Origin of the sequence: Cedecea neteri (assembly GCF_000758325.1) — a bacterium.
Classification (GTDB): Bacteria; Pseudomonadota; Gammaproteobacteria; order Enterobacterales; family Enterobacteriaceae; genus Cedecea; species Cedecea neteri_B.
This window is the reverse complement of record NZ_CP009459.1, coordinates 2,711,357-2,725,602: the sequence shown is the minus strand read 5'-3', so window position 1 is coordinate 2,725,602 and position 14,246 is coordinate 2,711,357. Positions and strand designations below refer to the sequence as shown.

General features: G+C 54.4%; 14 protein-coding genes. 5 read left to right on the top strand and 9 right to left on the bottom strand.

Annotated elements, in window-relative coordinates:
* Positions 1-16: 16 nt before the first annotated feature.
* Genes LH86_RS12845 through yceD form a run of 4 tightly spaced genes read right to left on the bottom strand, consistent with a single transcriptional unit; the run spans position 17 to position 2,732 of the window.
* Positions 17-970, bottom strand: coding sequence for a beta-ketoacyl-ACP synthase III (locus LH86_RS12845; RefSeq protein WP_039291889.1), 954 nt, complete (start codon positions 968-970; stop codon positions 17-19).
* A gap of 6 nt (positions 971-976) precedes the next feature.
* Positions 977-2,011, bottom strand: a complete 1,035-nt coding sequence (plsX, locus tag LH86_RS12840) for a phosphate acyltransferase PlsX (RefSeq protein ID WP_039301887.1) — start codon at positions 2,009-2,011, stop codon at positions 977-979.
* A gap of 12 nt (positions 2,012-2,023) precedes the next feature.
* Positions 2,024-2,194, bottom strand: a complete 171-nt coding sequence (gene rpmF / locus LH86_RS12835; RefSeq protein ID WP_016535856.1) for a 50S ribosomal protein L32 — start codon at positions 2,192-2,194, stop codon at positions 2,024-2,026.
* A gap of 16 nt (positions 2,195-2,210) precedes the next feature.
* Positions 2,211-2,732: a 23S rRNA accumulation protein YceD gene (gene yceD / locus LH86_RS12830; protein WP_039301886.1), complete on the bottom strand. Its 522-nt coding sequence runs from the start codon at positions 2,730-2,732 to the stop codon at positions 2,211-2,213.
* Positions 2,733-2,964: 232 nt separating this feature from the next.
* Here yceD and LH86_RS12825 point away from each other — a divergent pair, with 232 nt between their 5' ends.
* Positions 2,965-3,549: a Maf family protein gene (locus tag LH86_RS12825; protein ID WP_039301883.1), complete on the top strand. Its 585-nt coding sequence runs from the start codon at positions 2,965-2,967 to the stop codon at positions 3,547-3,549.
* 36 nt (positions 3,550-3,585) lie between these two features.
* On the opposite strand, the gene rluC is transcribed toward LH86_RS12825, so the two are convergent.
* Positions 3,586-4,536 carry a 23S rRNA pseudouridine(955/2504/2580) synthase RluC gene (rluC, locus tag LH86_RS12820; RefSeq protein ID WP_197061680.1) on the bottom strand — a complete coding sequence of 317 codons (951 nt, stop codon included), beginning with the start codon at positions 4,534-4,536 and terminating at the stop codon, positions 3,586-3,588.
* A 569-nt stretch (positions 4,537-5,105) separates the two neighbouring features.
* Here rluC and rne point away from each other — a divergent pair.
* The 4 genes from rne (at position 5,106) to LH86_RS12800 (ending at position 9,394) form a co-directional block, all read left to right on the top strand.
* On the top strand, positions 5,106-8,333 hold the full coding sequence (gene rne / locus LH86_RS12815) for a ribonuclease E (RefSeq protein WP_039301877.1): 3,228 nt from the start codon (positions 5,106-5,108) through the stop codon (positions 8,331-8,333).
* Between the two features lie 176 nt (positions 8,334-8,509).
* Positions 8,510-8,836 (top strand): DUF1971 domain-containing protein, encoded by a 327-nt coding sequence (locus LH86_RS12810; protein WP_039301871.1) that lies wholly within the window; start codon positions 8,510-8,512, stop codon positions 8,834-8,836.
* Positions 8,837-8,855: 19 nt separating this feature from the next.
* Entirely contained in the window at positions 8,856-9,212 is a 357-nt protein-coding gene (locus tag LH86_RS12805) for a DUF1971 domain-containing protein (protein ID WP_039301866.1), read from the top strand.
* Positions 9,212-9,394 (top strand): DUF1869 domain-containing protein, encoded by a 183-nt coding sequence (locus LH86_RS12800; RefSeq protein ID WP_039301864.1) that lies wholly within the window; start codon positions 9,212-9,214, stop codon positions 9,392-9,394. Before LH86_RS12805 ends, LH86_RS12800 begins: the two co-directional genes overlap by 1 nt.
* 88 nt (positions 9,395-9,482) lie before the next feature.
* Here LH86_RS12800 and flgL read toward each other — a convergent pair whose 3' ends face one another.
* The 4 genes from flgL to LH86_RS12780 all read right to left on the bottom strand — a co-directional run bounded on the left by flgL (position 9,483) and on the right by LH86_RS12780 (position 14,238).
* Positions 9,483-10,451 (bottom strand): flagellar hook-associated protein FlgL, encoded by a 969-nt coding sequence (flgL, locus tag LH86_RS12795; protein WP_039301862.1) that lies wholly within the window; start codon positions 10,449-10,451, stop codon positions 9,483-9,485.
* Positions 10,452-10,465: 14 nt separating this feature from the next.
* Positions 10,466-12,121 carry a flagellar hook-associated protein FlgK gene (flgK, locus tag LH86_RS12790; protein WP_039301859.1) on the bottom strand — a complete coding sequence of 552 codons (1,656 nt, stop codon included), beginning with the start codon at positions 12,119-12,121 and terminating at the stop codon, positions 10,466-10,468.
* 75 nt (positions 12,122-12,196) lie between these two features.
* Positions 12,197-13,141: a flagellar assembly peptidoglycan hydrolase FlgJ gene (flgJ, locus tag LH86_RS12785; RefSeq protein ID WP_008453487.1), complete on the bottom strand. Its 945-nt coding sequence runs from the start codon at positions 13,139-13,141 to the stop codon at positions 12,197-12,199.
* On the bottom strand, positions 13,141-14,238 hold the full coding sequence (locus LH86_RS12780; protein ID WP_039301854.1) for a flagellar basal body P-ring protein FlgI: 1,098 nt from the start codon (positions 14,236-14,238) through the stop codon (positions 13,141-13,143). Before LH86_RS12780 ends, flgJ begins: the two co-directional genes overlap by 1 nt.
* Positions 14,239-14,246: the final 8 nt, after the last annotated feature.

Genomic DNA, 14,246 nt, shown 5'->3' with positions numbered 1-14,246 from the left:
TCGAAAATTCCTTTAATCAAAAACGAACCAGTGCAGAGCCCCAGGTGAAGCCGCCACCGAACGCTTCCAGCAGCACCAGCTGACCGCGTTTAATACGGCCATCGCGTACCGCTTCATCCAGCGCAGCCGGGACGGATGCAGCAGAGGTGTTGCCATGACGATCCAGAGTCACAACGACGTTGTCCATCGGCATACCGAGTTTTTTCGCGGTTGCGCTGATGATACGCAGGTTAGCCTGATGCGGCACCAGCCAGTCGAGCGCGGTGCGGTCGAGGTTGTTCGCGGCCAGCGTTTCGTCGACGATATGAGCCAGCTCAGTCACCGCGACTTTAAACACTTCGTTCCCCGCCATCGTCAGGTGAACTGAATTTTCAGGATTCACGCGATCGACGTTCGGCAGCGTCAGCAGATCGCCATAGCTACCGTCTGCGTGCAGATGGGTAGAAATGATACCTGGCTCTTCAGAAGCGCCCAACACAACGGCACCTGCGCCGTCGCCAAAAATAATGATGGTACTGCGATCTTCAGGATCGCAGGTACGAGCCAGTACATCAGCGCCGATAACCAGCGCATTTTTCACTGCGCCAGACTTCACGTACTGATCGGCAATGCTTAACGCATAGGTAAAGCCTGCGCATGCCGCAGCCACATCAAACGCCGGGCAACCCTTAATTCCCAGCATCGCCTGAATTTGGCAAGCCGCGCTTGGGAAAGCGTGCGTGGAAGAGGTTGTCGCCACAACAATCAGGCCGATGTCATTTTTATCAATGCCCGCCATGTCCAGTGCATGAAGCGCAGCTTCATAACCCATGGTTGAAACGGTTTCATTCGGGCCAGCAATACGGCGCTCACGGATACCTGTGCGGGTGACAATCCACTCGTCAGTCGTATCAACCATTTTTTCCAGGTCAGCGTTAGTACGCACTTGTTCAGGCAGGAAGCTGCCGGTACCAATAATCTTCGTATGCATTTACGCTCAGTCACTCTTGGGTAATACAGATTCCAGGCGGGCAGCAATTCTGGTGGGAACTTGCCGCCGCACCGCCTGCACTGCCTGTTCAATCGCGACAGCAAACGCTCGCTGATTGGCCGCACCGTGACTCTTAATCACCGTGCCGCGCAATCCTAACAGACAGGCGCCATTATACTGGTCGGGGTTGAGGTGACCGAATCGCCTTATCAGGCGTTTTTGTAGCCACTTCTTCAATATTATCAGCCACCACGACCTTTTTTTTCCTTCCCCCTGCGATTTGAGCAGTGAAAGGAACATCCTGACAACACCTTCCATCGTCTTGAGTGTGACGTTGCCGACAAAACCGTCACAGACCAGAACGTCCGTCTTGCCGGTGAGCAATTCGTTGGCCTCAAGGTACCCAATATAGTTCATTGAAGGCATTGTTTTTAATAATGCAGAGGCATCGCGGATACTGTCCAGCCCCTTAGTCTCTTCTTCGCCGATATTCAGCAGCGCAACGCGCGGGCGAGGAATACCCAGCACTTCTTCCGCCATCACGGAACCCATAATGGCAAACTGCACCAGCATCGTGCTATCGCAGTCAACGTTGGCGCCGAGATCAAGCACCACCGTTTTCCCTTTTTGCTGATGAGGTAATACCGTCATCAGCGCCGGGCGCTCTATCCCGTCTATCGGCTTGAGCAGTAACTTCGCAAGCCCCATCAGCGCACCGGTATTCCCGGCACTGACGCAAGCCTCTGCCCGCCCTTCTTTCACCAACTCCAGCGCAACGCGCATTGACGATCCCCGGCTGGCACGGATCGCCTGAGAGGGTCTGGCATCACTGGCAATAACCGATTCCGCAGGAATAATCTGCAGACGTGAGCGTTGCTCGAAATCAGCTTTGGCAAGTAATGGCGTGATTGCGTCGGGATTGCCGACTAAAAGAAGATTAAGCGAAGAGTTAGAGTCCAGTGCCTGCAAAGCTGCAGGCACTGTCACGGAAGGACCGAAGTCCCCACCCATGGCATCTAACGCAAGGGTTAGACGTCTCAAGGTTGCGCCAGATTACTTAGCGATAACCTTGCGGCCGCGGTAGAAACCGTCGGCAGTGATGTGGTGACGCAGATGAGTTTCGCCAGAAACTTTGTCCACGGACAGGGTGGTGGTGGTCAGCGCGTCATGGGAACGACGCATGCCACGTTTGGAACGGGTTGGTTTATTCTGTTGTACGGCCATGGACCTTACTCCTCAATTACTTACGCTTTAAACTGGCTAATACGGCAAATGGGTTTGGTTTTTCCGCCTCTGGAGGCAGTTCGCCAAAGACCATGTCCGCCTCGGACACTTCACAGTGTTCAGAATCATGCACCGGAACCACAGGCAGGGAGAGGATAACTTCATCTTCTACCAGCGCCCGCAGATCGATTTCACCGAATTCGTTAACCTCAATCGGCTCATACGCTTCCGGGAGTGCTTCAGCCTGTTCGTCAGAGCGGACCGGACTGAAACAATACGTTGTGTGAACATGATGCACAAACGGTTTCCCGCAACGCTGGCATTCGAGCGTTACCGTGACCTTTGCATCGCCGGTCAAGATCGCGAGGCGCTGGTTATCGATAGCGAATCTCATGGAGCATTCTACATCAGTATCCACACTGACTACAGACTCGGCGATACGCTCAACCTGATCGGAAGCATACACTCCTTCGTAATCAAGGCGTTTTTGAGCCGTACGAACCGGATCAAGAGTCAGGGGTAATTTTACCTTTTGCATAGGGCGCGCATATTAACTTTGTAACGTCATAGAGTCAAAGAAAAAGGCCTGGAAACAGCGCCTTTTGCCATTTCTACCCTAAATAGTTTAAGTTGCAGACAGCCGCCCGGCTCAGCTAAGTGAGCGCAGGTAACGTCTCTGCGGCTTAAAATATGACGGGTATATTCGCACACATTGCGGTGGCACAGTTTAAAATGCCTTCATCCAATTCGCTATCTTTAATGAAAAAAATATGAAACCGATTGTTCTGGCTTCCACCTCCCCTTTTCGCCGCAGCCTGCTTGAAAAACTCGGTCTGCCTTTCGTCACCGGAGCCCCGGAGGTTGATGAGACGCCGCTCGTGGGGGAAGATGCACGACATTTAGTGACTCGCCTTGCTCAGGCCAAAGCACAAGCCTTAAGAGAACGCTTTCCCGCTCACCTTATTATCGGCTCCGATCAGGTTTGCGTGCTTAACAACCAAATAGCGGGAAAACCCCACACGGAAGAGAATGCCGTACGGCAGCTGTTGCTGGCCCGGGGCACTATCGTGACCTTTTATACCGGGCTGGCGCTGTATAATTCTGCCAACGGGCAGCTACAAACGCTGTGTGAGCCTTTTGATGTTCATTTTCGTCATTTGACGGAGGATGAAATTCGCCGCTACGTGCAAAAAGAGCAGCCACTCAACTGTGCCGGGAGTTTTAAAAGCGAAGGATTGGGCATCACGCTGTTTGAAAGGCTGGAGGGAAAAGATCCGAATACGTTAATCGGACTGCCGCTCATCAGCCTGTGTGAAATGCTGCGCAACGAAGGCTGCAACCCGCTGCTGGCGTAAAAAAAATGCTCCGTCAATGCGGAGCATCTTTCTTTATTAAGCGTTGCGTAAAACCTGCAGGCAGCGCTTTAACTGATCGTCCAACGGCGCTTCGATGCGGATCACTTCCCCGGTATTCGGGTGGGTAAACTTCAGCGCGGCAGCGTGCAGGAACAGACGGTTCAGCCCGGTGCCCGCAAGTTGCTTATCAAACTCGCGGTCGCCGTAACGATCGTCAAAGGCGATCGGATGACCCGCGTGGAGAGTATGGACACGAATTTGGTGCGTGCGCCCGGTAACCGGACTGCAGCGAACCAGCGTCGCGAACTCATAGCGCTCTTCCACCTTGAAGCGAGTCTCAGAAGGCTTGCCTTCGCTATTTACTCTTACGATGCGCTCACCGCTTTGCAGAATATTTTTCAGCAGCGGCGCCTGCACGACTTTTACGTGCGACTGCCATTGCCCACGCACCAGCGCAAGGTAATCCTTCTGCATGCCTTTATCGCGCAGTTGTTCATGAAGAGAACGCAGCGCAGAGCGTTTTTTAGCGACCAGCAAAACGCCGGACGTATCGCGGTCAAGGCGATGCACAAGCTCAAGGAAGCGAGCTTCCGGCCGCAGGGCGCGCAGACCCTCAATCACCCCGAAGCTCAGGCCGCTGCCACCGTGTACCGCAGTACCGGAAGGCTTGTTTAGCACCAGAATGTGGTCGTCTTCATAAAGAATGACATCGGTCAGCGCAGCGACTTTCTGCAAATGCGGAGAAACGGCTTCTTCCTCACGCTCGGCCACGCGCACCGGCGGAATGCGCACTTCATCGCCTGCTTCAAGTTTGTACTCTGGCTTGATGCGTTTTTTATTTACCCGCACCTCACCTTTACGCACGATGCGATAAATCATGCTTTTTGGCACGCCTTTCAGGCGAGCGAGCAAAAAGTTGTCGATACGCTGCCCGGCCTCATCGGCGGAAATTGCAACGATTTTTACTGATGGAGTCTCTGTTTTCATGGTCGGCGATTCTAAATAGCCCTGGCGCATAGCGCCACTCATTTTTATGTGCTTAACTGACAATCTGTTCTGTTTTAAACCGTCGAGGCCGCCTTTTCTGATGCCCTTTGTGGCGAGGTTAAAATCGCGGTTAAAAAACTGTAAGAAACAGGACGCTAATAGCAAAAGTCATCTTGCTATAACAAGGTTAGCAGTGGAATAATGTTGCGGTTTTCCGTGTTGAATCTTGTTAAAACAAGAAAGTTTGCGGAATACCCATTTTGCCTGAACGTCCATCCACGCAGCAATGGCGTAAGACGTATTGTACTTTCAGGCAGTTAGCGGGCTGCGGGTTGCAGCCTGACCGGTAATATGGAATCAACTCTTAAGAAATATTCTAAGGTTATTCCCACGATAATTGCGCTGTATTTCCGTATGAAATACAGGCAACCGACACTTTGCGCCTCTCAGCAAACGACAACCGTGAGGTTGGCGACACGCGTTTAGTCACGAGGCCATCGGTTCACTCCCGGTTAGCGTCACCATGCCCGCAGCTCTGTCGCCAATGTAAGAATAATGAGTAAGTTACGATGAAAAGAATGTTAATTAACGCAACTCAGCAAGAAGAGTTGCGTGTCGCCCTTGTAGATGGGCAACGTCTGTACGATCTGGATATTGAAAGCCCAGGGCACGAACAGAAAAAAGCAAACATCTATAAAGGCAAAATCACCCGTATTGAACCCAGTCTGGAAGCGGCGTTTGTTGATTATGGCGCAGAAAGACACGGTTTCCTCCCTCTGAAAGAGATCGCTCGCGAATACTTCCCTTCGAACTACTCTTCCCACGGTCGCCCGAACATTAAAGACGTTCTTCGTGAAGGCCAGGAAGTGATCGTCCAGATTGATAAAGAAGAGCGCGGCAACAAAGGTGCAGCCTTAACCACCTTTATCAGCCTTGCAGGCAGCTATCTGGTTCTGATGCCTAACAACCCTCGCGCCGGCGGCATTTCTCGTCGTATCGAAGGTGATGACCGTACCGAATTAAAAGAAGCGCTTTCTTCCCTGGAACTGCCGGACGGTATGGGTCTTATCGTACGTACCGCGGGCGTAGGTAAGTCAGCCGAAGCGCTGCAGTGGGATCTGAGCTTCCGCCTCAAGCACTGGGAAGCCATTCAGAAAGCCGCTGAAAACCGCCCTGCTCCTTTCCTGATTCACCAGGAGAGCAACGTTATCGTTCGCGCCTTCCGCGACTACCTGCGCCAGGACATTGGCGAAATCCTGATCGACAACCCGAAAGTGCTTGAGCTGGCCCGCCAGCACATCGCTGCCCTGGGTCGCCCGGATTTCAGCAGCAAAATTAAGCTCTACACCGGTGAAATTCCGCTGTTCAGCCACTACCAGATTGAGTCGCAGATTGAGTCCGCCTTCCAGCGTGAAGTCCGTCTGCCGTCCGGCGGTTCTATCGTTATTGATACCACCGAAGCCCTGACCGCCATCGACATCAACTCCGCGCGTGCAACCCGCGGCGGTGATATCGAAGAAACCGCTTTCAACACTAACCTTGAAGCGGCCGATGAAATTGCCCGTCAGCTGCGCCTGCGTGACCTTGGCGGCCTGATCGTTATCGACTTCATCGACATGACGCCGGTTCGCCACCAGCGCGCGGTTGAAAACCGCCTGCGTGAAGCCGTTCGCCAGGACAGAGCCCGCATCCAGATCAGCCATATCTCACGTTTCGGCCTGCTGGAAATGTCGCGTCAGCGTCTGAGCCCTTCTCTTGGCGAGTCAAGCCACCACGTCTGCCCTCGCTGTAGCGGTACCGGCACCATTCGTGATAACGAATCCCTGTCGCTCTCCATTCTGCGTCTGATTGAAGAAGAAGCGCTGAAAGAGAACACTAAAGAAGTTCACGCCATTGTTCCTGTACCGATTGCCTCTTACCTGCTGAACGAAAAACGTGATGCGGTAAGCGCCATTGAGAAACGTCAGGGCGGCGTACGCGCGATCATCGTGCCAAACGATCAGATGGAAACCCCGCACTACTCCGTACTGCGCGTGCGTAAAGGCGAAGAAACGCAGACTCTTAGCTACATGCTGCCTAAGCTGCATGAAGAAGAGATGGCGATGCCGTCCGACGAAGAGTACACCGAGCGTAAGCGTCCTGAGCAGCCTGCTCTGGCCACCTTCGTAATGCCAGAAGTGCCACCTGCGCCACAGGAAACCACGGCGGAGAAACCTGCTATTGCCGCAGCTAAACCAGCCGTTAAGCCAACCGCTGATGCCGCTGCACAGCCGGGTCTGGTGAGCCGCTTCTTCTCTGCACTGAAAAAACTCTTCGCCGGCGACAGCGCTGCCGCTGAAGTGAAAGAAGTGAAGGAAGAGAAAGCGACCGGCTCTGATAATCAGCGTCAGGATCGTCGTAACAATAACCGCCGTCAGAACAACCGCCGCGATCGTGGCGATCGCAATGACCGTGGGGATCGTAACAACCGCGATCGCGATAACCGTGACAATCGCAATAACCGCGATGACCGTAACAACGAAGCTCGCGAACCGCGTGAAGGTCGCGACGACAATCGTCGTAGCCGTCGTAACGGCCAGCAGCAAAATGCGGAAGTCCGTGAATCACGCCAGAACGTTGTTGCAGCCGTTGACGATGCTGACAAACAGCAGAAGTCCCGTGACGAGCAACAGCCACGTCGCGAGCGTAACCGCCGTCGCTCTGATGAAAAACGTCAGGCGCAGCAGGAAGTCAAAGCGCTGCAGCAGGACAACGTTGTTGAGCAGGATGCCGAGCAGGAAGAACGCACTCAGGTTATGCAACGCCGTAAACCGCGCCAGTTGAACCAGAAAGTTCGCATCGAATCTGCGGATGCTCCTGCAGTAGAGGAAACTCAGGCTGAGCAGGCCAGCGTCGAACAGGCACCGATTGCGCTGCCGGCGGTTGTAGAAGCCCCGGTGAATGCTGAACAGCAGGATGATAACGGTGAAAACCGTGAAAATGCCGGTATGCCGCGTCGTTCACGTCGCTCCCCTCGTCACCTGCGCGTCAGCGGCCAGCGTCGCCGTCGCTATCGTGATGAGCGTTACCCGGCGGTATCCCCAATGCCACTGGCAGCGGCATGTGCCTCTCCAGAGCTGGCATCCGGGAAAGTGTTCATCACCTACCCTGTTGCTCGTCCACAGGATCAAGTTGCTCAGGAAGAGGCCTTCCAGACTCACGAAGACGTTCAGCACGTCAACGTGGCTGAGGCGGCAGCAGTAGAAGCCGTTGCCCCTGTTGAAGAAACTCAGGTTATTGAGCCGGTGAAAGCGGTGGAAACCGTAATTGAACCTGCCGTGGTGGAAACAGCCCATCCAGAAGTGATTGAAGCACCGGTGGCTGAAGAGCCGCAGCCAGTTGCCGTAGTGGAAGAAGCGCCTGCCGCAGAGATCGTGGAACAGAGTACGCCTGCAGAGGAAGAAACTGTTCAAGTGGTTGCAGAAGCCAGCGAACCAGCGCCGGTGGCTGCGGAAGCTCCCGCGATCGAAGAAGCGCAGGTTGCAGTGGTTGAAGAGATAAAACCTGTTGTGGAAGCAGCGCCTGTGGTAGAAGCCACATCTGTGACGCCAGAGGTTAACACCGAATCTTCTGTAGCCGCTAAGCACGCTACAGCGCCAATGACTCGTGCCCCGGCCCCGGAATATACGCCTGAAGCACCACGCCAAAGCGACTGGGTTCGCCCGGACTTTGGCTTCAGCGGGAAAGGCTCTGCCGGCGGTCACAGCGCCAGCCATCAGGCCACCGCGCCAGCCACTCGCCCACAAAGCGTAGAGTAATCTCCAGCGCTAAGTAAAAAGCCGGTCACCTGACCGGCTTTTTTATTTCCCCAATCTGACTGATAAGCGAGAAAATCGCCAGCATCATAAGATGCATTTAAAATGCACTTTATGATAAACGCCGTGACTAATTGTATGATGTAATGCCTGCAGAACTTGTTGAGGAGAAACGAACCATGCTCCCTGTACCGCAGAACTGCATTCACACCCGCTCTTCTCCCTTCTGGGATAAAGATTCTGCTCCCGCAGGCCTGTTTCAACGGCATCTTGATAAAGGCACGCGCCCTGGCGTCTACCCCCGCCTGAGCGTCATGCAAGGCAAGGTTCGCTACCTGGGCTATGCCGATGCCACCACGCCCGAGCCAGAAACAGAACTGATCGTTGCCGCAGGCCACTTTGGCGTGTTTCCGCCAGAAAAATGGCATCACCTCGAGCTAATCACCGAGGATGCAGTCTTCAACATCGATTTTTTTATCGCCCCGGAAGTGCTCCGCTCCATGTAATGACAGAAGGAATCTTATTATGCTGACTATTCCAAAAAACTATCTACATACCCGCGCCACGCCGTTCTGGACTAAAGAGACTGCGCCTGCCGCTTTATTTACTCACCACAACACCAAAGCAGGCGTTTTTGGTCGCCTCTCCGTGATGCAGGGCGCGGTGAAATATTTTGGTTTTCCCGACGCCGATTCCACAACACCGGATGTGGAAATCGTTATTGAGGCCGGAGCCTTTGCTATTTCTCCGCCGCAGAAGTGGCACCGCATTGAACTTCTGACCGACGATACGTATTTCAATATCGACTTCTTCGCCTCGCCTGAAGCGAAGCTGGAAGGCAACGGCCTGGGTAAAGTGGTCAACAGCCAGAGGCATTCATGATGAGCAAAGCAACCTATACCGTCAGCGTGACAAATAACAGCAACGGCGTGTCGGTTGACTATGAAACCGAAACACCAATGACGCTCCTGATCCCGGACGTCGCCGCCGAAGTGGTCAAAGAGCTGGTCAATACTGTCCGCGCCTATGACACGGAAGACGAGCACGAAGTTTGCGGCTGGTGAAATTTATACAAAAAAAAGCCCGCTCCGGGGTGCGGAAGCGGGCATATAAAGCGCGTTCAGTTTCATAACGCGCCCAAAACGTTGAAGGCTATCGGCTATTAAGCTGGAACAGTGACATGCCTTGCAAATCAGTGAAGACTTTATAAGAAGCCTGGAGCGCTGCCTGCTGCTGAACATAGTTAGAGACGGTTGCCGTCCAGTCGGCGCCAACCAGCTGACTCATCTGGTCAGTTTGCGCCAGCGCTCTTTCATTACCGAGATCATCCAGTTTGCTCAGTTCATTAAGCTGGGTACCTAACTCAGCGCGCACGGTGGACACATTGCTCAGGGCATTGCTCAGGCCACGGTTTGTTTTCGCGACAGCCGCATCAAGGGCTTTCTTACCTGCGTCGTCCAACCCGGCCGTTGGGGTTTTCAGGGCTGCGATAGCCGAGTCCAGCATATTAAAGATGTTGGTCTCGCTCGGCGAACCATCGGGCTCCGGCGTGGCGTTACTGGAGATGCGATTGAAAACATCATTGCCGGTATGGCCAATCGTCATGGTCCGGGCGGTGTCAACCTGCTGGGTAATCGGAAGCGTTCCGCCTTGATAGGTGATGCTACCTGCCCCTCCGGTAAAAGGCGGGGCTTCCGTTTTGTAACCAGCAAAAATATAACGACCGTTCCCGTCGGTACTGTTAGCCAGGTTCAATATTTGGTTGCGAATACCTTCAAGATCGGTTGCCAGCGAGGCACGGTCGTCATCACTCAACGTTCCGCTGCTGGCAGCATACACAACTTTCTCCTGGGCACTTTGGATTGAAGAGACCGTTTGCTGCAAAACGCTCTCTTCCAGCGAAACTTTCTGCGTCGCAAAGGTGCGCGCCAGTTTGTACTGATCGTTCATGGACTGCGCCTGGGAAAGCACCACCGCCTGAGACGCTGCAACAGGATCGTCTGATGGTCGGTTAACGCGGTTACCGGTGCTCATCTGCTCGCCATAACTCATCCATAAACTCTGCGCATCGCTGATGCCGCGCATGTTCTGGTCATATAACATTTGGGTACTGATACGCATGACGCTGGCTCCCGTTAGCGAATATTCAGCAACGCATCAAACAGCGCTGATGCAGTCTGAAGGACCTGGGCGTTAGCCATGTAGTACTGCTGGTAACGCTGCAGGTTGCCATACTCTTCATCGAGGCTAACCCCAGAGATAGATTGCTGCTGCTTGGTTAGCTGCGTTACCACGTTCCCTTGGGTTGTGCTGGTCACTTTCAGGCTTGCCGTTTTGTTCCCCACGTCGCTGACCAGGGTGGCATACGCATCGTTGAACGACTTGTTGCCTTCGACCTGCTTGGAATTCTGCAGATCCAACATAGCCTGGGCGTTGCGGTTATCACTCTTGCCGGCGGTAGGATCGCTTGCCAATGCCAGTTTCGACTCATCTTTCACGGCCAGGCTCATGTTCACCACCGCATCGGATACCGGTTTAACGGTGAAGCTTTCGTTGTTGCCGGGCGTGCCGCTCACGTCAACTTTTAGTCCGTCAAAGTTCAGGCTAACGTTGCCGCCTGCATCCGTGGTCGTGCCGGGGTTAATGTTGGCGTTGTCCGACAGACGGGTCACTTTCCAGTTCCCGCCCACAAACTCAACCTTGTAATCGCTGGCCTGAACCTGCTTGCTGTCGGTGGTGGTGGCGGTGAGCTGGGTACCGCTGGTATTGCGGCTGTTGCTCACAACACTTGGGCCACCGACAGTAAACAGATCGGTTCCTTTATCGCCGTTGGCATCATAGCCCTGCGCGTGCTGGCTGTTCATTGCCGTCGCAAAAGCTTGCGCCATCTGGCCCAGGCGGTTACGGGCGCTGTCCAAATCCTGAGAACGGAAAGTGAATAAGCCGCCCAGAGAACCGCTGTTCAGCTGGCTTTCTGGAATTTCAACTTTACCGGCGACCGGGTCGACAAAGGCCACCGTCGTACGGGAAGGGTCTGCGCTGGAGTTAACGGCCGCCAGTTGGTTAGCCGTGTCGCCTTGCACCAGGGTAATACCGTTACCAATAGAGACGTTATAGGTGCCACCATCCTGCACGCTGACGTCTACGCCCACGATCTGGTTCAGTTGGCTAACCAGCTGATCGCGCTGATCCAACAAGTCATTCGGTGCTGAACCAGCACCCACACCTTTCAGGCGAGAAATCTGGTCGTTCAGGTTCGCAATTTGCTTAGCGTAGGTGTTGATTTGATCCACGCTGCTGCTGATCGAAAGGTTTACCTGCTTGTCCTGATCGCGCAGGTACTGGTCAGTGACCTTAAACTGGTTTACCAGGCCATCAGCTTTGCCCAACAGCGCCTGACGAGCGGCAGGATCCTGAGCATTACTGGTCAGGGTCTGCAGGCCAGAGAAGAAATCCTGCATGGTTTTTGACAGCGAGTTGGTCGTCCCGGACAGAATGTTGTCAATTTTTGACATCTGCTGGTATTGAGTTGTCAGCCCACTGCTTTGTGTCTGGGCCGCACGCAGCTGGTTGGTAATAAAGGAGTCGTACTCACGCTGCACGCCGTTAACATACACGCCGTTGCCAATATAGCCGCCCCCGGTCAGGGTGCTTTTTGACTGGGACAGAATCGTCGTCTGGCGGGTATAACCGCTTACGTTATAGTTAGAAATGTTATTGCCGACGGTGCTTAATGCCGCCTGGGCAGCACTCAGGCCACTCATGGCGCTGTTAATCAGGCTATTGGACATGAAGGTTCCTTGATAGCGTGTGGTCAAAGGTTCTGCTACCTATTATCGGCAGCAGGCCACGGGACTTGAGTCTGTTCAGAACAAATTCGACAAATCAGTGCTGTAAGCTTTGGAGACCTTGTCGCTCATGGCTTTCAGCTGCTGGATCATACCGGTCAACTTACGTGCGTAGTTCGGATCGGTGGCGTAACCGGCGTTTTGCAGCGCCTGAGCGCCCTGCTCTGCTGAAGACGCATTCGTCACGGCGGCATAGCGCGGGTTTTTCGTCAGTAAGCCAACGTAGTCAGAAAGCGCTTCCAGGTACGAGCTGTAAACGCGGAACTTCGCTTTCACCTTCTTCGCCTCACCGTTTTCAAATTCGGTGGTGGTGATTTCCGTGGTCGCCCCCTTCCAGCCCGGCGTCGCCTTAACGCCGAACAGGTTGAAGCTTGGCTCGCCTTTTTCGGTGCGGATCTGACGCTGTCCCCAGCCGGACTCCAGCGCGGCCTGCGCCAGAATCAGGTGGTGCGGAATGCCGCTGGCCTCACTGGCCAGACGCGCCGGCAGCGAGAGCTGCGCCAGGAAGTCTTTGCTGTCTCCGCTCATCGGCTCTTCGTTAGAAGGCGCACGAGGCACGGCCTGACGCACCATTTGCGTTAGCGTCTGGTTCTGGTAGCTGGTGACCGTTTGCGGGTCGAGTTTCATCGGCACCTGACCAGCAGTTTCCGAAGGCTCGACCTGCTCGTTACTCATTTGCTTAACCATTGCATCCGCCAGCCCCAGTCCTTTCGCACTCAGCTGTTGGGCTATCTGCTGGTCATACATGCTGGTGTACATGCGCGTGGACTCGCTGCTGAAGAGACCGTCCTTCGGCAGCGCCTCACGCATGCTTTTCAGCATCATCTGGACGAACATCCCTTCCACCTGATGAGCCACCTCCTTCAGGTTGCCCTTAGGATCTTGTCCGGCCTTCGCCTTTAAATCATTGAGCGAGTTGGCGTCAAACGCGGCATTAGCAAGTGAACGGGCGTCAGTCAGCATTAGATGATTTCCAATTTCGCACGCAGGCAGCCCGCGCTTTGCATGGATTGCAGGATAGACATCAGATCGATAGGCGTGGCCCCCAGCGCATTTAGCGCACGGACGACATTATTCAGGTTAGCGCTGGAATTAACGCGCTGTACCGAGCCACCGCTCTGGCGCAGGTCGATCTGCGTTTGCGGCGTTACCACGGTCTGACCGCCACCAAATGGCGTATTCGGCTGGCTGACCTGATTCTGACGGTTAACAGTCACCGACAGGTTACCCTGCGCAACGGCGCAGTTATCCAGCGTCACTTCGCGGTTCATCACCACGGAACCCGTGCGAGAGTTGATCACCACGCGCGCATCCTGCACCGGCATACTCACTTCAAGGTTCTGAATATCCGCCAGCAGACGAACCTGAGAGCTACCGCCGCTTGGCACGCGGATCTGAATCGTACGGCCATCCAGCGCTGTTGCGCTGCCGAAGCCACGGGAACGGTTAATGGTGTCGGTGATCCGCTGGGCCAGGCTGAAGTCATCATCGTTAAGCTGCAGATTAAGGGTGTTGCTGTTGCCGAAAGTCCCGGCCAGCTCGCGTTCAATAACCGCACCGCCGGTGATACGTCCGCCGTTAAGCTGGTTCACCTGCACGCTGCTGCCACCTGCCGCTGCGCCCGCACCACCCACCAGCACGTTACCCTGTGCCAGGGCATAAACCTGGTTATCCACGCCTTTGAGCGGCGTCATTAAGAGCGTACCGCCGCGCAGGCTTTTTGCATTACCCATGGACGAAACAACAACATCAATGTTTTGCCCAGCGCGCGCGAACGCCGGGTATTTTGCCGTCACCATCACCGCCGCCACGTTTTTCAGCTGCATATTGGTGCCGGTCGGCACGGTAATGCCCAGCTGGGAAAGCATGTTGTTCAGGCTTTGTGTAGTAAACGGCGTTTGCGTCGTCTGGTCACCGGTGCCGTCCAGCCCAACCACCAGGCCGTAGCCAATCAGGGAGTTTTCACGCACGCCCTGTACGGTCGTCAGGTCACGAATACGGTCAGCTGATGCATAAGCCGCTGTCAGCAGCACAACCAACCCGAATAAATATTTAACCATGGTACCCT